This is a genomic window from Bacillus sp. NMCN1 (assembly GCF_002998085.1).
In the GTDB taxonomy this organism is placed as follows: Bacteria; Bacillota; Bacilli; order Bacillales; family Bacillaceae; genus Bacillus.
This window is the reverse complement of record NZ_PVQL01000001.1, coordinates 249,085-265,951: the sequence shown is the minus strand read 5'-3', so window position 1 is coordinate 265,951 and position 16,867 is coordinate 249,085. Positions and strand designations below refer to the sequence as shown.

The 16,867-nt window shown below is 42.1% G+C and carries 19 protein-coding genes and 1 riboswitch; of the genes, 6 read left to right on the top strand and 13 right to left on the bottom strand.

Annotation, left to right across the window (positions count from 1 at the left end; genetic code table 11):
* Positions 1-107: 107 nt before the first annotated feature.
* The 8 genes from thiD to C6W21_RS01370 form a co-directional block, all read right to left on the bottom strand.
* On the bottom strand, positions 108-917 hold the full coding sequence (gene thiD / locus C6W21_RS01405; RefSeq protein ID WP_106050185.1) for a bifunctional hydroxymethylpyrimidine kinase/phosphomethylpyrimidine kinase: 810 nt from the start codon (positions 915-917) through the stop codon (positions 108-110).
* Between the two features lie 17 nt (positions 918-934).
* Positions 935-1,948, bottom strand: coding sequence for a thiazole biosynthesis adenylyltransferase ThiF (locus C6W21_RS01400; RefSeq protein WP_106049030.1), 1,014 nt, complete (start codon positions 1,946-1,948; stop codon positions 935-937).
* Positions 1,945-2,712, bottom strand: a complete 768-nt coding sequence (locus C6W21_RS01395) for a thiazole synthase (protein ID WP_106049029.1) — start codon at positions 2,710-2,712, stop codon at positions 1,945-1,947. The genes C6W21_RS01400 and C6W21_RS01395 overlap by 4 nt, the downstream gene beginning before the upstream one ends.
* Positions 2,713-2,716: 4 nt before the next feature.
* Positions 2,717-2,920, bottom strand: coding sequence for a sulfur carrier protein ThiS (thiS, locus tag C6W21_RS01390; protein WP_106049028.1), 204 nt, complete (start codon positions 2,918-2,920; stop codon positions 2,717-2,719).
* Positions 2,917-4,029: a glycine oxidase ThiO gene (thiO, locus tag C6W21_RS01385; RefSeq protein ID WP_106049027.1), complete on the bottom strand. Its 1,113-nt coding sequence runs from the start codon at positions 4,027-4,029 to the stop codon at positions 2,917-2,919. Before thiO ends, thiS begins: the two co-directional genes overlap by 4 nt.
* The gene (gene tenI, locus C6W21_RS01380; protein WP_106049026.1) at positions 4,013-4,630 is read right to left on the bottom strand and encodes a thiazole tautomerase TenI; all 618 of its coding nucleotides are present in this window, start codon (positions 4,628-4,630) and stop codon (positions 4,013-4,015) included. Before tenI ends, thiO begins: the two co-directional genes overlap by 17 nt.
* Entirely contained in the window at positions 4,605-5,315 is a 711-nt protein-coding gene (tenA, locus tag C6W21_RS01375; RefSeq protein WP_106049025.1) for a thiaminase II, read from the bottom strand. Before tenA ends, tenI begins: the two co-directional genes overlap by 26 nt.
* 78 nt (positions 5,316-5,393) lie before the next feature.
* A riboswitch (TPP riboswitch) is annotated at positions 5,394-5,503 on the bottom strand.
* A 59-nt stretch (positions 5,504-5,562) separates the two neighbouring features.
* Entirely contained in the window at positions 5,563-7,404 is a 1,842-nt protein-coding gene (locus C6W21_RS01370) for a monovalent cation:proton antiporter family protein (RefSeq protein WP_106049024.1), read from the bottom strand.
* 162 nt (positions 7,405-7,566) lie between these two features.
* On the opposite strand from C6W21_RS01370, the gene prpE reads away from it, so the two are divergent.
* Positions 7,567-8,310, top strand: coding sequence for a bis(5'-nucleosyl)-tetraphosphatase PrpE (gene prpE, locus C6W21_RS01365; RefSeq protein WP_106049023.1), 744 nt, complete (start codon positions 7,567-7,569; stop codon positions 8,308-8,310).
* A 42-nt stretch (positions 8,311-8,352) separates the two neighbouring features.
* Here the strand turns inward: prpE and C6W21_RS01360 are convergent, their stop codons facing one another.
* The 4 genes from C6W21_RS01360 to C6W21_RS01345 form a co-directional block, all read right to left on the bottom strand.
* Positions 8,353-9,219, bottom strand: a complete 867-nt coding sequence (locus C6W21_RS01360) for an RluA family pseudouridine synthase (RefSeq protein WP_106049022.1) — start codon at positions 9,217-9,219, stop codon at positions 8,353-8,355.
* A gap of 44 nt (positions 9,220-9,263) precedes the next feature.
* A complete protein-coding gene (locus C6W21_RS01355; protein WP_060596013.1) occupies positions 9,264-10,064 on the bottom strand; it encodes an NAD kinase in 801 nt (266 codons plus the stop codon).
* Positions 10,065-10,129: 65 nt separating this feature from the next.
* Positions 10,130-10,759 carry a GTP diphosphokinase gene (yjbM, locus tag C6W21_RS01350; protein WP_003211990.1) on the bottom strand — a complete coding sequence of 210 codons (630 nt, stop codon included), beginning with the start codon at positions 10,757-10,759 and terminating at the stop codon, positions 10,130-10,132.
* Between the two features lie 33 nt (positions 10,760-10,792).
* Positions 10,793-11,158 (bottom strand): UPF0738 family protein, encoded by a 366-nt coding sequence (locus tag C6W21_RS01345; RefSeq protein WP_106049021.1) that lies wholly within the window; start codon positions 11,156-11,158, stop codon positions 10,793-10,795.
* A 236-nt stretch (positions 11,159-11,394) separates the two neighbouring features.
* Here C6W21_RS01345 and C6W21_RS01340 point away from each other — a divergent pair, with 236 nt between their 5' ends.
* From C6W21_RS01340 to C6W21_RS19145, 5 genes are all read left to right on the top strand, one after another.
* Positions 11,395-11,973: a CYTH domain-containing protein gene (locus C6W21_RS01340; RefSeq protein ID WP_106049020.1), complete on the top strand. Its 579-nt coding sequence runs from the start codon at positions 11,395-11,397 to the stop codon at positions 11,971-11,973.
* A 21-nt stretch (positions 11,974-11,994) separates the two neighbouring features.
* The gene (locus tag C6W21_RS01335; protein WP_106049019.1) at positions 11,995-12,762 is read left to right on the top strand and encodes a lytic transglycosylase domain-containing protein; all 768 of its coding nucleotides are present in this window, start codon (positions 11,995-11,997) and stop codon (positions 12,760-12,762) included.
* A 275-nt stretch (positions 12,763-13,037) separates the two neighbouring features.
* Positions 13,038-13,436, top strand: a complete 399-nt coding sequence (locus C6W21_RS01330; protein WP_008355333.1) for a globin domain-containing protein — start codon at positions 13,038-13,040, stop codon at positions 13,434-13,436.
* Positions 13,433-14,344, top strand: coding sequence for a ClpXP adapter SpxH family protein (locus tag C6W21_RS01325; RefSeq protein WP_106049018.1), 912 nt, complete (start codon positions 13,433-13,435; stop codon positions 14,342-14,344). Before C6W21_RS01330 ends, C6W21_RS01325 begins: the two co-directional genes overlap by 4 nt.
* Positions 14,345-14,640: 296 nt before the next feature.
* Positions 14,641-14,814, top strand: a complete 174-nt coding sequence (locus C6W21_RS19145; protein ID WP_223249505.1) for a hypothetical protein — start codon at positions 14,641-14,643, stop codon at positions 14,812-14,814.
* A gap of 103 nt (positions 14,815-14,917) precedes the next feature.
* On the opposite strand, the gene pepF is transcribed toward C6W21_RS19145, so the two are convergent.
* On the bottom strand, positions 14,918-16,744 hold the full coding sequence (gene pepF, locus C6W21_RS01320) for an oligoendopeptidase F (RefSeq protein WP_317615072.1): 1,827 nt from the start codon (positions 16,742-16,744) through the stop codon (positions 14,918-14,920).
* Positions 16,745-16,867: the final 123 nt, after the last annotated feature.

Below are 16,867 nucleotides of genomic sequence, written 5' to 3'. Positions count from 1 at the left end.
GTATTAGTACCTGATCATAATATTATCACAGATCATGAGAGAATGACAATTTCCGCCGAAAGAAAGTTTTTCTTCATCAAAAAACCGTCCTCGCAAGTGAAGACGGTTCATCTCTTTTTGACCCTATTTTGCTGATAAGCAAAATGGTTGGTAGGTCCGTGTCCAGCTCCAATATTCAAAGGGAATTTGATGGCTTCATGGACAAAGGTTTCTGCTGTTTCAAAGGCCTCCCTCATGGAGTATCCTTTCGCTATTTCAGCTGTTAATGCCGCTGCAAACGTGCAGCCTGTGCCATGTGTATGCGGGGTATCAATATGTTCGTTTGTGACTTCTATAAAGCCTTTTCCATCATACAACAGGTCTGTTATCATACCGCCAGAGGGACCGTGGCCGCCTTTGATCACAACATATTTCGTGCCGAGCTCATATAGACGCTCCGCTGCTTGATAGCGATCCTCTTTTGTCTGAATCCGCATGCCTGTCAGCACTTCTGCCTCAGGAAGATTCGGCGTTACGGCATAGCTGACAGGTAGCAAATGTGTTTTCAACGCAGAGACCGCATCTTCATTTAATAAAGAGGCACCTCCCTTTGCGATCATGACTGGATCGACAATCAGCTTCATCTCATATTGAACCGTTTTTCCAGCAACCGTATTGATCATTTCGGCACTCCACAGCATTCCTGTTTTGACGGCATCTGGCAGCAAGTCTTCTGCGACTGCATCTATTTGACTTTTTAATGCCTCGATTGAAAGAGGGTAAATACCATGAACACCAAGTGTGTTTTGCGCTGTTATCGCTGTGATTGCAGACATTCCGTACACACCTAGCTCCTGAAAGGTTTTCAAATCTGCTTGAATGCCTGCTCCGCCGCTAGAATCTGTACCAGCGATTGTTAACGCCTTTTTGATCGTCATTTTATCATTCCTTTTCATTAGCCTATCCATTGATGATAAATGCTTCTCGCTTTGGCCATATCATTTGTACCATGGACAAGTGCTCTGCCATCTTTAAATAAAACAAGTTTATATTCATCCTTTTGACAAGAAAGTAAATACGGATTTTCAAGCACATCCATTCCTGCTTTCTTTAAGCGGAGAGCCACTTCGTGTAATGGCGGCGGGATTTCAGCAGCACTGCGGATTTGGACCGTATTGCGGCCGCATAGTACATCTGCCTTCGCTCTCTTGTCATAGGAGAGAAATGGATATGTCTTCAGCCCACAGCTTGGACATTGCTTCTTCTTTAAGGAGCTGGCTGATCGGATGTCAGATCGTTCATTGGTCCATAAATCAAAGGATCTTAAAATTGGCGTCACTTGATGGCCTGTTAAATATTTAAGGGCATCTGCCACTTGATATGCCGCCACCTGCTGCACCACTGGACTAATGATACCAGCTGTATCACAGGTCATGCTTTGTGAGGGTAAATGTTCAAGTAGGCAGTGTAAACATGGCGTCTCACCAGGAATGACAGTAAATTGAATACCATAGCTGGCTACACAGGCTCCATAAAGGAATGGAATCTGATGTTTGACAGCAGCATCATTTGCAATCATCCTCACCTCAAAATTATCCGCTGCATCCACGATAATCGAAGCCCCGCTGACAAGTTCATCAATATGTTCAGCGGTCACATCAATGACAATTCCTTTGACATGCACGTCACTGTTTATCTGCTTGAGTCTATTTTCAGCCGCCACAGCCTTTGGCAGTCGATCCTGTACATCTTGCTCCGTGTAAAGTTGCTGACGCTGAAGGTTGCTCCATTCAATATAATCTCGATCCAAAATGGTGACAGATCCAACGCCAGCACGAACGAGCATTTCAGCACTAGCTGTTCCAAGCGCTCCTGCACCAATAATGACAGCCTTTGAGTCATTTAACCGCTTTTGCCCCTCTGTGCCGATTGGCTGAAAGAGCTCTTGGCGTGAATAACGTGTGCTCAAAATGCCGGCATTCCTTCCTGCGGACTACTCGCTGTCCCGTAGTTTTTCAAAGGAATCCGTCCTGCCTCAAAGCCTAGTCTTCCTGATTCAATCGCCAGCTTCATGGCTTTTGCCATTTTCACAGGGTCTTTTGCACCTGATACAGCTGTATTCAGTAATACAGCGTCAGCCCCTAGCTCCATTGCATAAGCTGCATCCTTTGGAGAGCCTACACCAGCATCAATAATCACCGGTACCTTCGCCTGCTCGATAATAAATGAGAGATTCAGAGGGTTTAGTAAGCCTTGCCCTGAACCAATTGGTGACGCACCCGGCATGATGGCATGGACTCCAAGCTCTTCTAATTTTCTCGCCAGTACCACATCATCAGATGTATATGGCAGCACGATAAACCCTTCTTCGAGTAGCATTTCCGATGCTTTTAACGTTTCGACTGGATCTGGCAGAAGAGATCTTGAGCAGCCAATGACTTCTACCTTGATCATGTCACACAGTCCAGAAGCCTTCGCTAAACGAGCAATACGAACTGCCTCTTCCGCTGTACTTGCACCAGCTGTATTCGGAAGCAGCGTATATGTTGATAAATCAAGCTGCTCCAAAAAGTTAGGCTGAGATGCTTCGAAAATGTTCATTCTTCTCACAGCAAAGGTTAAAATTTCTGCTTCTGATACGTTCACGGCTTCTTTTTGAACTTCAAATGATGGATACTTCCCTGTACCAAGTAATAATCTTGATGTGAATGTTTTTCCGCCAATGTGCAGCATGTTGTCATCCTCCTCCTACAAAGTGAACGATTTCAATCGTGTCATTTGGTTGAATTTCTACTTGTTGAAACGCTTCTTTATCAATGATTTCTTGGTTCTTTTCCACGATCACTACTCGATTTTCAAGCTGATAGGCTGATAGAAGATCATAGATCGTTCCATTCTCTTGATCGAAATCAACGATTCTGCCATTCAATTGAATTTTCATACAAACAGTGCCTCCTTTCGGCCAATGCGAAATGCGTGAAGCCATTCCTTTTTGACCGGTTCACCTAATATCAGGTCGCGAATGATCTCTCCAGTAATCGGGGCAAGTAAAATGCCATTTCTGTAATGTCCTGCAGCAAAAAGAATACGCTGATCTTCTGGATGTCTTCCGATGTAGGGATGCCGGTCAGTTGTCGCCGGACGAAGACCAGCCCAGCACTGATCAATCGGCATCTCCTTGATCGAAGGCATAAGCTGAGACGCCTTTTGAATCACAGCTTCGATGCCGCCAAGCGTTGGCACAGCCTGCCACTCGTTTGGCTTCATCGTTGCGCCAACGACCAGTTTTCCGCTATCCCGTTGAACGATATAACAATGATCATGGTAAATGGTGTGTGCGAGTGCTGGACCATTATTCCATACAGACACACATTCCCCCTTTACTGGATAAAGAGAATGAGATAATCCAAGCTCTTCAAAAAAACGGCCAGACCATACACCACTCGCTACAGTCAGATCATCACATGTGAATGTTCCCTTCGTTGTTCTAATCGCTAACGCTTCTTTCTCCCGCTTCACTTCAATTACAGGTGTACACTCTTTCACATCTGCCCCGTACCGAACCGCCGCCTGCCAAAATGCCCGGCATACCGCATAAGGTTCGACATGAACATCCTCTTTAATCAAACCTGCTCCTAAGATGTTATCTGCCATTTGAGGCATGCATTTTTTTACGCTGCTTGCGTCCAGCCACTCAAATGTAGACAAACGCTGCATCCGGCAAAGTGCTTGTTTCTCTTCTTCTGTAAAGGCTACCTTCATGATACCGCCCGCTGATGTCCGAATATCAATGCCAGATTCATGCTTTAGATCGACTTTTAACTTCTCGTATAATGCCTGGCTTGCTCTGCCTGCTTGAAAAAAAATATCCTCATGACCCTCTCCTTCAGCATGTGCACCGAGCATCCCAGCAGCCGCACTTGTCGTTTGCTTCCCTACCTCATTCGCCTCAAGTAAGATGACCTGCTTTCCTGCTTTTGCAAGGTGATAGGCAATGGACATCCCTATGATTCCACCACCAATGATTGCAACATCATAATGCTTCTTCATAAGGATGCTCCTTTACCTGTTTAGAAAATGCTTGCGCCATCATGCGCGGCTGATGATGAGTAAAAATCCCAGACATGACAGCAATCCCTTTCACATTCGCGTGTCTCAATTCTGGAATGCGGTCAGGTGTCAGTCCACCGATCGCCACCACTGGAATAGACAGTGTAGATGTCAGTTCTTTCACAAGCTGTAGGCCTCTTGCCTGAAGTCCTGGTTTACAAGTGGTATCATATACGTGCCCAAACATGACATACTCTGCTCCATTTTTCTCCGCTGCTTTCGCTTCTTCTATCGAATGAACAGAGACACCCGCATGAAGGTGAGGGAATTTTTGCCGCAGCTCTTTTGGCGAAAAGCTATGGCCCGGGAGATGCACCCGGTGAATATTGGTGAGCAGTGCAACGTCTACTCTGTCGTTAATGACGAGCTTCTCTTTCGGTACACCTTCTAAAAGGAGTCTTTTCACGAGATCAACAAGCTCACTTGCTGTTTTAGACCGTTCCCGGATATGAATAAAATCCACTTCAGGTGCGATGGCTTTTATTTGTTTGATCAGTTTATCCACAGGAAGCGAATCATTTGTCACTGCGTGGAGTTCCATTTGCACCAACCCCATCTAAGCATGCTGTTTGCCACATTTCTTTTTGATACGCCATCTCCCAGAAATGGTATTCGTAATAGCTTGAAATCACAAAATTTTCTTTCATATTAGCTCGTACATGTTCTGACGCTTTCTCGGCTAGTTCATCAAAGCGGTTGACCTGTTCAAAGACGAGCTCCTTAAACCAATCCCCTCCATATGTCAAAATCCATTCCTGATAAATCGGATGGTCAGGTGTGGTTTGTTTCAGCTTTTCACCCACCTCATAATAAAGCCAGTAGCACGGCAATAACGCCGCTAATATCTCTTCAAATCGTCCGCTTTTCACAGATCGGTACATATGAGAGGTATACGCATAAGCAGTGGGAGAAGGCTTAAAGTTCTCAATGGCTTCATCTGAAATCTGCAAAAGCTCTGTGAACTTTCTATGCAGCGACAGCTCTGCTTCATACGTACCCTGCGCATGATACGCCATTCTGCCAGTCGTATGTAAGTCCTCACTAATCGCCGCTCCATATGCTTGCACCTTTGCAAAATGAGTTAAATAATATGAATCCTGCATCACATAATACGTGAAACGATCGAGTGACAGCGTGCCATCTCCAATCCCTTTCACAAAGGGGTGTGTAAAGCTTCCATTCCACCATGTTGCTGCTGCTTCTTTACATTCAGTTGAAAACGTCATGTTCCTCTCCTCCTGTTTTTCCATATAAAAAAGCCACTTTCCGCGTGGAAAGTGGCTTGGAATTTGTAAAAAGCATAGTCAAAAACCGCACCACTTCCCTACGCAGGTATGAACCTGTTCAGGTAATGAGGGTCTAAAAGTCGACACTTTTATCTCAGCCCTTTTAAAGGACTCCCCTAGTGGATCAAATATATGATGTTGTACTTCTATCTTAATCAGGAATTGTTCATTGGTCAAGGGTTCATTCTTACTCTAATTGGGCTCTTAGTCCTGCCACATACTCACGAGAGCCTGACACAAGCACACGGTCGCCGTTTCTAAGCGTCGTATCTCCATGTGGTACTAAGCTGTCTACCCCTCTGAAAATACGGACAAAGACCAAATCACCGGTAAACGGAAATTCCCTCAGCATGACATTGTGATAACGATGATTGTTCATTTGAATTTGATACAAAGAAGTATCCTCATTTGTTAATAATCGAATCGCATCCGGTGCTTCAATCAAGGCTCTTAGCACCGTTTTAGATGATAGGAAATTAGAAAACGTATCAATGCCTGCTTCCTTCAATGTCAGCTCTGTCTCAGCTTTGTTGACACTAGCAATGACTTGTTTCGCTCCTTCTTCCTTTGCAAATAAAGCAATTTCCTTATTTTTCGTCTCACTGCCTGTTGCGACGACGAGGACATCCTCCTGGCCAACGCCTGCCTTTCGCAGCGTCTCATCGTCGTACTCTTCAATTGATTCGACTTCAAAGATGGAGTCAGCAAGCAGCGTTTCTTTATTTTCTTGAAAGACATGCAAAATCCGAATATCATATTCATCCTGATGTAAATCAAGTGTGACAGGTAAGGTCAGCTGATTGGCACCAATAAAGGTCACACGTTTTTTATGGCTCGCAGCTTGTTCTTTTTTAAACAGCGCTTTAAACCAAACAGGCGTTAAAATACTCGTGAGTACCGCGACTAGAATCAGTGCTCCAGACATTTTATGATCGATCACTCCGAGCCGCTCCCCGATCGTCGCAGCTGCAATGACGAGCGATAACGTCGATGTTAATAAAAAGCCAGAGCCGATCACTTTTTTCATGTCATACCATTTTTTCAAATAGAGAATCGGGATGAGCTTACTAATCAGTAATGCAATAAACAGCAGCGGGATCATGATCATAATGGTTGGGTCCTTGAACAGTGCCCATATATTCAAATCCACTCCGACCATCACAAAGAAGATGGGGATCAAAAAGCCGTAGCCAAATGAATCCAGCTGCTGGACAAGCTCTTTATTCGGCGAAAGAAGGGACACGAGTACGCCCGCTAAAAACGCCCCAAGAATATTTTCAGCACCGAGTGATTCAGATAAGGCAACTAAGACTATAATGAGAGTAAAGATCGCCCTTGTCCCAATTTGCACGGTCCCTTTTGACATGGACTGAAAAATTGACTTTGTCTTAAATACGCGGCCAAATAAATAAAGAAGTATGCCCGCAGCAAATAATAAGAGCAGAAGCCACATATTCCCTGTACCATCGCCATAAATGGAGGAAAACACAGCAAGTAAAATCATCGTCACCAAATCAGCAATGACGGCGACAAGCAAGATGATTTGACCAATATTCGTCTGCATCAACTTTTCCTCTTTTAAGGTTGGAACCACGACCCCTAATGAGATGGTCGATATAATGAGCGTCATTAAAAAGGCATTTTGGATAAACCCTGCAAGCACAAACGCATAGGACAGGATAAAAGAAATACTAAATACGCCAAGAAAAATAATCGTGGCTGCCTTAAACGTATTTGGTTCTTTTAGACCATTTGGCAGTTCTCGTGCTTTCTTCTTTGACTCAAATGAAGAAAAATCTATTTCAAGTCCACTTAAAAACATCAGAAAAATAAAACCGAGCATGGATAACGTATCTAACCATGCATCATGTTCAACTACCAGTTGAAGACCGCTTTTTCCAATGATGAGCCCCATGATGATTTCAGCAACAACGACCGGAATGGTCAGCTTAAATCGGTGCAATAAAAGTGGGGTGAAAAAGGCGACAATAATAACGACAACGAGTGATGAAACAGATGTATGCTCCATTGGCTAAAGCCTCCTAACATTGATGTTTAATCTTTTAAGGTTTACGTTAAAGCATTGATTCTAACAATTGACTAAATGAAAAGAAAGCCATTCGTTATATGTTCTAAAATTCAAACTTCTTTAACCCCGATGAATGGATAAGAAAGATCAGGAGGAAATTTTATGAAATTTGATATCATTGGTGATATCCACGGCTGCTACGAAGAGCTACTTACCCTCATACACAAACTAGGATACGAACTCAAACATGGATTACCCGTCCATCCTGATAAGAGAACGCTAGCCCTTGTCGGTGATTTAACAGATCGAGGCCCTCAGTCAGTAGATGTGATGCGATTTGTCATTCATGCCTACGCACACGGCGCGATCCGCTACGTACCTGGCAACCATTGCTTTAAGCTTTATCGCTATTTGAAAGGAAATCCCGTGAAATTACTTCATGGCATCGAAACCACAGTGAACGAAATTAAAAAGCTGCCCCTTCATGAACAAACCAAATTGTCACATGAATTTAAGCAGCTATTTGAGAAGGCTCCGCTTTATGATGTGCTCATTCCTGATGAGCTGATTATTGCTCATGCAGCGATGAAGGAAAAGGACATTGGAAGAAAGCCGAACAAACAGATGCGATCCTATCTATTATTTGGCGCAGTCACAGGAGAAACGTGGCCGGATGGACGGCCTGTGCGGAAGGATTGGGCAAAGGAATATCGCGGAAAACCGTGGATTGTATACGGACATACACCAGTGAAAGAACCCCGATTCGTTGGCAGAACCGTCAATATTGATACAGGCTGCGTATTTGGCCATCAGCTGTCTGCCCTCACATATCCTGAGCTTGAAACGGTCTCTGTTCCTTCCTCTATGCCTTATGACGATTCAAGGTTTCAGCATTTCACATCATAAAAAAACCCGGTCCTGCGCTTGCAGATAGCCGGGTTTCTCTATTTAAATCAGCAATGATTTCATGTCTTCTGGAAGTGGAGCTGAGAATGTCATTTCCTCTCCAGTCATCGGATGAGGAAAGACAAGAGTCTCACTATGCAGTGCCTGCCGGTTCATCCGCTCACTCGTTCCGCCATATAGCGTATCTCCGATGAGCGGGTGACCAAGATACTTCATATGAACACGAATTTGATGTGTTCTCCCCGTTTCAAGTGCTAGAGCCACATCTGACATGTTCAACTCAGCGTCCACCGCTCGCACTGTAAAATGCGTCACGGCTTCCTGTCCAGTATCATCGACCATTCGCTCGATGATACTATCTCCTTTTCGAGCAATTTTTGCCCGAATAGTGCCGCGCTTTTCTGAGATCATGCCATGTGTAAACGCTCTGTATGTTCGTTTGACCGCTCCACTTTTCTGCGCTTTTGATAAAAGGCTGTGGGCAAAGCGATGCTTGGCCACAAGCATGACGCCAGATGTATCACGATCAAGACGGTTCACCAAGTGAACCGTCAGCCGAACAGACTGCTCTGCATAATGATGCAGTAATCCATTCGCAATACTGTGCTCTGGATGCTCCCGAGAAGGAATGGACGGGATATATGGCTTTTTATTCAGCACAAGGACATGCTCATCCTCAAATAAAATATCAAGTGGAATCGGAGCAGGCTTCAGCCCTTCACTCACTTTTTCCTCCGGGAATAAAATGGTGAGCCTGTCCCCTTCATGCAGCTTGTATCTCACAGTCACATGCTCTTCATTAATGAGGAGATCACCGCCATCAAATTTAATATCCGTCAGCATTCTTTTCGAAATGCCAAGATCTATTAAATAATCCTTTAAAAGCAGCCCTTCTTCTTTGGCTGTCATGATTTTGTTTAGCGTAAAGTATTCCAGCGAGAACGACCTCTTTCTTATTCTCCTTTTCCGATAAAGGAATCTTGCACCCTTTTCCAAAACGGAAATGGTCTAAATCGGGCAAAACGGACATTCTCGTCTGCCACCCGGCATTGAATGGATTTAACGTCCTTATGAAGCAGCGTTAAATGATCAATGGTTACCTGAAAATCGACATCATTCATCGGTTTTATGACACAAGTATGGTGGTCTGGCAAAATAAGCGGTGAACCGACCGTTCGAAACACTCTGTTGTTGATTGAAGCCATTTCTGCCAGCTGAATGGCTCTAATGGAAGGATGAATAATGGCGCCCCCAAGTGCTTTATTATAGGCTGTACTGCCAGACGGTGTAGACAGACAAAGACCGTCACCTCTGAATGTTTCAAACAGCTGACCCCTAATTTCAACATCTGCCACAAGCGTCCCTTCCATACTTTTAATGGTACATTCATTCATAGCTAAATATTTCTCTTCTCTGCCGCCGTCGTTGTATCTGACAATGACTTCTAAGATCGGATATTCCACAATATGATAAGGCGTTTTCGCAATAGCCAAGACGAGTTTTTCAATTTCACTTGGCACCCAGTCAGCATAAAAACCAAGATGACCTGTATGAACACCGACAAAAGCTGTTTCATTCAGACGGTCGCTATAACGGTGAAACGCATAAAGAAGGGTGCCGTCTCCACCGACCGTAATGACAAGGTCCGGCTCCTCTTCATTGAGTTCCATCCCAAAATCCAATAAGTAGGTCTGAATTTTATTTTTGAGTGTGTCAGAAACAGAATTCCCTTTCGAAGAAACTGCAAATTTCATGAATTCTTCTCCTTTTCCACCTTGCTGCTATGAGAGGGCAGCATCATATTTGATCAAGCTCAGGCTCAGCTATCGTTTTTCTTTTTCCGGGAAAATGCCACTTGTGCTTCTTGAATTTCCCCTCTGATTTCAGACATCTCATCATCAAGAAGAGATGCTGCCTCAGAAGCTCTTTGAAGGCGCAGTTTGACTTTTTCCGGGATATTCCCGCTATATTTATAATTCAGAGAATGCTCAATGGTCGCCCAAAAGTTCATCGCAAGTGTACGAATTTGGATTTCGACGAGGAGCTGCTTCTCTCCGTTGATCGTTTGCAGCGGATATAACACAACAAGGTGGTACGAACGGTATCCACTTTCTTTATGCTCAGCAATATAGTCGCGTTTATCAACAACCACAAAGTCTTTTCGTGACTGGAGCATTTTTTTCACGACTTGTATGTCTTCTACAAACTGGCACATAATGCGAAGCCCGGCAATATCCTGCATCGTTTCGATTTCATGCATCGGGATGTTTTTACGCTTTGCTTTTTCTAATATGCTGGCAACGGGCTTCACGCGGCCTGTGACAAATTCTACTGGTGAATGGTCATCCTCGAATTCATACAGCTTTCGAATGCCTTTTAGTTTCACTTTTAATTCTTCGACTGCTTGTTTATACGGTGCGAGGAATTGATCCCATTGTTTTTTGTCCATGAAACTTCCCCCAATTCCATATACCTAATTATTTCAGAGGAATGTGCTCTTCACTTTCTCTTCCATATCTCCGTAATTGGCATTGTCTTTAATATTGTCGATTAAATAATGTAATTCTTGATGAAGCTGAATGAGTTCTAACGAATATTCTTCCGCTGCCAAATAGACAGGGATGTCAAGATTCATTGCTTCTTTTAATGGAGCCCATGTATGTTCCCCTAAGATAAGATACGAAAAGGACTCCTCGTTTTCAAGTATGTAAACGAACGCAAAGTGATCAGAATCAACAAGCACTTGTCCTGATGCTTTTGCTTTTTGGATTTGCTCTCCTGACTTGGTCGTCAAAATCAGCCTGTCTTCTTTTAAAGTTGCTTCTGTGATTTCAATTCGATTTTGCATCATGATCTCCTTTACAACAAAGTACAGCTTTATTTTATCATATCAAGTTCAATATTGATAAACCGAACTTTTTGAGAAAATCCTATTTTCTTCTTATAAATGATCCTTTCACATGATTCTCCATTTATTTTGGCACATGTGGAAAGAGAAATATGAGATAAAAACAGTCTTTTACATGATGAACACACTTCATGTACAATAATCATATTTCCTCTAAATGAAAGGTTGATGTCAAAATGGCACAGGAAATTGAAATAGAACTAAAGCAATTGTTAATGAAAGAAGAATTTGAACAGCTGAAACAGCATTTTCAATTGAAGGATTCGGATTTTCACACGCAAACCAACTATTACCTTGATACACCTCAATTTGATATAAAATCTCAATTCGCTGCACTAAGAATGAGAGAAAAAGACGGTCAGTGGGTTCTCACGTTAAAGGAACCACACGAATTAGGCTTGCTCGAAACCCACCAAACGATCGCTCCTCCTTCAAACCTTGACGATTTTCAGCTGCCAGAAGGCGAAGTGGCTGACAGGTTAGACCATCTGAACATTCAAAAGGATCAAATTGTATATTTTGGTTCACTTGAAACGTCGAGAGCTGAAAAAATGATCAAAGAAGGCTTAATTGTTTTGGATTACAGCCGATATTTAACAGTAGAGGACTATGAACTTGAATTTGAAGTGAGCGACCTGGAAATCGGACAAGCCGTATTCTCCGCATTGCTCCAAAAATTCCAAATCCCTGTACGAAACACGAAAAACAAAGTCGTACGTTTTTATGAAGAGAAAATGAAAACACAGAATAGATGAATTCCTTTAAGGAGGAACATGATGAACGTCAATCAACTTCAATCCTTTATGCAGCTCCAAGCGCTTAAAACGTTACAATCAGACCCTGGACAAACGCAAATGCCGGCCGGCCAAGAATCGAATGCACAAGCTTCATTTCAGTCGCTGCTGCAAGATTTTTTAGGCGGATCAGAATTATCACGCCTGCCGCTTTCTATTTCTGCATTTATGGGAACGGACCCATCAACGGCACCGAACACACAATACGCGCGTACAAACCCATATTTGTCTGCTATCGCTGGCAATGAGCAGCTTCAATCTCAATCTTCATATGCAAATGACGCTCAATTGAATACAGCGAATGGCATTGGGAATGTCTTAAACAACAGCAACACGCCGCCACTTCAACAGGCTGTTACAAGCGGCTCATCATCAAAAGAAATTAATCAAATCGTGTCACAAATGGCTCAAAAACATGGAGTTCCAGAGAAACTGATTCATGCGGTCATCAAACAAGAATCCGGCTATCGTACGAATGCGGTCAGCCATGCAGGAGCACTTGGCCTCATGCAGCTCATGCCATCCACTGCTAAGTCACTTGGCGTGAATAATGCCTTTGATGCGGCCCAAAACATTGAAGGCGGCACGAAGTATATCAAACAAATGCTTCAGAAATATAATGGAAATGTCTCACTTGCCTTAGCTGCTTATAATGCAGGCTCAGGGAATGTTGATAAATACGGAGGCATTCCACCATTTAAAGAAACTCAAAATTATGTAAAGAAAATCACAGCTCAATATTTCGCTTAAACCGAAGAGAATAACCTCTTCGGTTTTTTGTATGTCGCTTTTCACCCTTTTTTGACTGAATGTGTTATGATATGGTCAATTGATCACGGAACCCGCCTCTCCCCTTATTTCAATAGACCAAAGCGGTTTGTTTGTGGAATTGAGTTGAGGTTGTTAAAATAAGTATACAAGAATAGAAACAATAAAATAGAACAAACTGAATATCACTTTTGAAATAAATGAATTCACAATAGGGCGCTTCATCCTATTAACTACGAGTAAAAGGAGTAGTCAACATGGTACAATCGTTTAACGCACCTTACGAAGCGGTTGGAGAGGAACTTCTATCGCAACTTGTTGATACTTTTTATGAAAATGTAAAGTGTCATCCTTTGCTTCATCCTATTTTCCCGGATGACTTAAAAGAAACAGCAAGAAAACAAAAACAGTTTTTAACGCAATATTTAGGCGGACCCCCGCTTTATACAGAGGAGCATGGCCACCCTATGCTACGGGCGAGACATCTCCCTTTTCCAATTACTGAGGAGCGGGCTGACGCATGGCTTGAATGCATGGAGGATGCAATGGATCAAGTAGGACTAACCGGCGATATTCGTGACTTTTTATTTGAGCGACTTTCTCTAACGGCTCGTCATATGGTCAATCAAACACCTGAAAAGGATGGACGATCTTGAGCTGCAATCCGCACGATCAATATTTCTCACACTGTCACGGACATCCTCAAAAGCCGATTGAAATCTATGTATTCATTGATCCTCTAAGCCCAGACTGCTGGTTATTAGAGCCATCCATTAAAAAATTGAAAATGAAGTACGGCCGTTTTTTCACTTTACGAACAGTGACAAGTTCTAGTATTAATGCATTGAATCGAAAACGAAAAAAGCATTTACTGACCGAAGCATGGGGGAAATTTGCTACCAAAACTCAGACCAAAAAAGAACAAATGCTGTCTGAACAAATTGTGACTTCACCCTACCTCGCCTCACTTGCATTAAAAGCGGCTGAACTTCAAGGCAGAAAATGCGGAATGAAATTTCTGCGTCTCATTCAAGAGTCACTTTTTTGCCATCAGCAAGATGTGACAAGTGAACATGTGCTGCTAGAAAATGCAAAAAGCGCTGGACTAGACATCGAGGAATTCCAGCGTGATATTCATTCTCAAAGTGCTGTCAAAGCACTAAAATGTGATATGAAAATTGCCGCTGAAATGGACGTATCTGAGCTTCCAACATTCGCCTTTTTTAATACAGTAAACGGAGATGAAGGATTAAAAATTTCAGGTGCGTACTCTTATGATGTATACGAGGAAATCCTTTTTGAAATGATTGGTGAAAAACCAACCCCTTCAGAACGGCCTCCAATTGAATGGTTTATTGCTTACTTTCAATTTGCATCTGCAAAAGAGATTGCTGTCGTTTATGACCTGACACTTGAAGAAGTTGAACGAGAAATGAAAAAGCTGGCTTTCGCTAAAAAAGTAGAACGTGTACAAGTACATCAAGAAATGTTTTGGCGCTATAAAGAAGATGATCATCATTCAGATCTTGATGTCTATCGCTGTGAGAATGAACATGGGTGCTGACCCATGTTTTTTCTTTATCCCCCAAGGGAACATTTGTTCTTTTTCAAACCACGAAGAAACCGCGCCGGGATAAGCGCGGTTTCACTATGTCTTAACGACAACAAAGGGGATGGGAGAAATTTTTCACGGTCAAACAAAGGGGTAATGTTTGTATGTGATTAATTTCACATCTGTAGTATATCAAATTTTGTCGACTTATGACAACAGATATACTATATGTTCATATTTTTGTCACAAAACATAAGAGGGTTGTCACTTTCATATAGTGAAAGTAACGAAAAAATGGAGGGATCTGCATGCGCAGCACAACCATTGGACTTGTTTCCATTGGCTTATGTTTCTTTTTAAATATATTAGGCTTAATGAAAATGCTTCCTCTTTATTTCACATCCCCACTCTTATTTGCTGCAATACTTTTTACACTTTATCGGATGAACCACCGGAAGACCTTTAAGGGATTTAAAGGTTGATGATAAGGAACGGCCTCTACATGCGAAGAGGTCTTTTTTTTTGAGAAAAAAACTCCTGTCAAAAGATGAGTTTCCACTCACACGTCTGACAGAAGTCTTTTCATTACTCACCCGTTTTAGAGATGAGCTCTTCCATTTCTTTCAGTTTTTCTTCGAACAATTGACATGCTGCTTCAATTGGTTCTTTGGAAGCCATATCAACACCTGCTTTTTTCAGCACATTGATTGGATAATCAGAGCTTCCTGCTTTAAGGAAGTCTGTGTAGCGCTCCACCGCAGGTTTTCCTTCTTCTAATATTTGCTTGCTTAATGCCTGAGCAGCACTATAGCCTGTTGCATATTGATATACATAATAGTTGTAATAGAAGTGAGGAATTCTCGTCCATTCTAAGCCGATTTCTTTATCCACAACCATGCCTTCTCCAAAATACTTCTTATTCAGGTCGTAATAAAGGTTCGTCATAAATTCCGGCGTTAAAGCCTCTCCTTCTTGCGCTTTCACGTGAATCAGATGCTCAAACTCAGCAAACATCGTCTGTCTGAATACCGTTCCTCTAAATCCTTCTAACAAGTGATTTAACACATACAAACGCTGCTTTTTATCATCTAGGTGATTCAGCAGGTACTCGCCTAGTAATGCTTCATTTGTCGTAGAAGCCACTTCAGCTACAAAGATGCTATAGTTTCCATACGGATATGGCTGGTGCTTTCTTGTATAGTAGCTGTGGACAGAGTGCCCAAATTCATGAGCCAGAGTAAATAAATTATCAATATTATTTTGCCAGTTCATGAGGATATATGGATTTGTACCATAGCTTCCAGATGAATACGCACCGCTACGTTTCCCTTTATTCTCATAAACGTCTACCCAGCGATTGCTCAGTCCCTCTTTTAACACGGACACATATTCTTCTCCTAATGGTGCTAACCCTTTTAGCATATAATCCTTTGCTTCATCGTAGGTTAGTTTCATGCCAGCATCTTTTACAAGTGGTGTATACAAGTCATAATTGTGTACTTCATCAAGCTTTAATACCTTTTTACGCAATTCAATATAACGGTGTAATAACGGTAAATATTGATGAACTGTATCAATTAGATTATCATATACTTCTTCTGGAATACTGTTTCTAGATAGTGCCGCTTCTCTTGCCGATTTATAATTTCGTACTTTTGCATAAAAATTATCCTTTTTAATCGAACCGCTCAGTGTCGAAGCAAGCGTGTTTTTATACTGATCATACGTTTTATACACAGCTTTAAAGGCATTCTTTCTCACTTCACGGTCATCACTGTTTAAAAATGTGATAAAGTTGCCGTGTGTAATCTTCTTTTCTTCCCCATTTTCATCCTTTACAGAAGGGAACGAAATATCAGCATTGTTAAACATACTAAAAGTAGTAGATGAAGTTGAGAGAGGTTCAGAGGCCTCAGCTAATAAAGCTTCTTGCTCCTCACTTAAAATATGTGGACGCTCTTTATTAATTTCTTCGAGAGCATGGGAATACAGTTTTAATTCTTCCTTTTCCAGAATAAACTGCTGCAATTTATCTTCTTGAATTGATAAAATCTCTGGAACAATATAAGCAGAAGTACTAGAAAGCTGTGTAAATAAATTCGATGCTTTATCATTCAGCGCTTGAAATGATGAGTTAGTTGTATCCTCATCGTATTTCATGTGCGCATATGTATAAAGCTTGCCAAGCTTTTCAGAAAGCTGATCCTGAAAGGTTAGGGCTTCATACAGTACATCAGCAGAATGGGCCAGCTTACCTTTTAATTGGGCTAGCTTAGGAATTTCTTTTTTGACCGCTTCGAATTCCTTGTTCCATGCATCGACGCTTTCAAAAATATCTTCAAGACGCCATTTGTTTTCTTCTTTTACTTCGCTTCTGTCTGGTAAATGGTTGTTTTTGCTTTGTGAAGTCATATGAATCCCCCTTGCATAAGTTGTGTTGAACCAACCTTTCGGAAAGTGAAAGAAATTGGTGTTGTATTTATCTTCTTTGTTTTGAACTATATTTGTCAAATCATATGCAGAAATAAATACCAA

Coding starts and splice junctions, on each gene's coding strand:
- thiD (WP_106050185.1), bottom strand. CDS start 917: ATGACGATCAAAAAGGCGTTAACAATCGCTGGTACAGATTCTAGCGGC.
- C6W21_RS01395 (WP_106049029.1), bottom strand. CDS start 2,712: ATGCTGCACATTGGCGGAAAAACATTCACATCAAGATTATTACTTGGT.
- thiS (WP_106049028.1), bottom strand. CDS start 2,920: ATGAAAATTCAATTGAATGGCAGAATCGTTGATTTCGATCAAGAGAAT.
- thiO (WP_106049027.1), bottom strand. CDS start 4,029: ATGAAGAAGCATTATGATGTTGCAATCATTGGTGGTGGAATCATAGGG.
- tenI (WP_106049026.1), bottom strand. CDS start 4,630: ATGGAACTCCACGCAGTGACAAATGATTCGCTTCCTGTGGATAAACTG.
- tenA (WP_106049025.1), bottom strand. CDS start 5,315: ATGACGTTTTCAACTGAATGTAAAGAAGCAGCAGCAACATGGTGGAAT.
- C6W21_RS01370 (WP_106049024.1), bottom strand. CDS start 7,404: ATGGAGCATACATCTGTTTCATCACTCGTTGTCGTTATTATTGTCGCC.
- prpE (WP_106049023.1), top strand. CDS start 7,567: ATGAAATTTGATATCATTGGTGATATCCACGGCTGCTACGAAGAGCTA.
- C6W21_RS01360 (WP_106049022.1), bottom strand. CDS start 9,219: ATGACAGCCAAAGAAGAAGGGCTGCTTTTAAAGGATTATTTAATAGAT.
- C6W21_RS01355 (WP_060596013.1), bottom strand. CDS start 10,064: ATGAAATTTGCAGTTTCTTCGAAAGGGAATTCTGTTTCTGACACACTC.
- yjbM (WP_003211990.1), bottom strand. CDS start 10,759: ATGGACAAAAAACAATGGGATCAATTCCTCGCACCGTATAAACAAGCA.
- C6W21_RS01345 (WP_106049021.1), bottom strand. CDS start 11,158: ATGCAAAATCGAATTGAAATCACAGAAGCAACTTTAAAAGAAGACAGG.
- C6W21_RS01340 (WP_106049020.1), top strand. CDS start 11,395: ATGGCACAGGAAATTGAAATAGAACTAAAGCAATTGTTAATGAAAGAA.
- C6W21_RS01335 (WP_106049019.1), top strand. CDS start 11,995: ATGAACGTCAATCAACTTCAATCCTTTATGCAGCTCCAAGCGCTTAAA.
- C6W21_RS01330 (WP_008355333.1), top strand. CDS start 13,038: ATGGTACAATCGTTTAACGCACCTTACGAAGCGGTTGGAGAGGAACTT.
- C6W21_RS19145 (WP_223249505.1), top strand. CDS start 14,641: ATGCGCAGCACAACCATTGGACTTGTTTCCATTGGCTTATGTTTCTTT.
- pepF (WP_317615072.1), bottom strand. CDS start 16,744: ATGACTTCACAAAGCAAAAACAACCATTTACCAGACAGAAGCGAAGTA.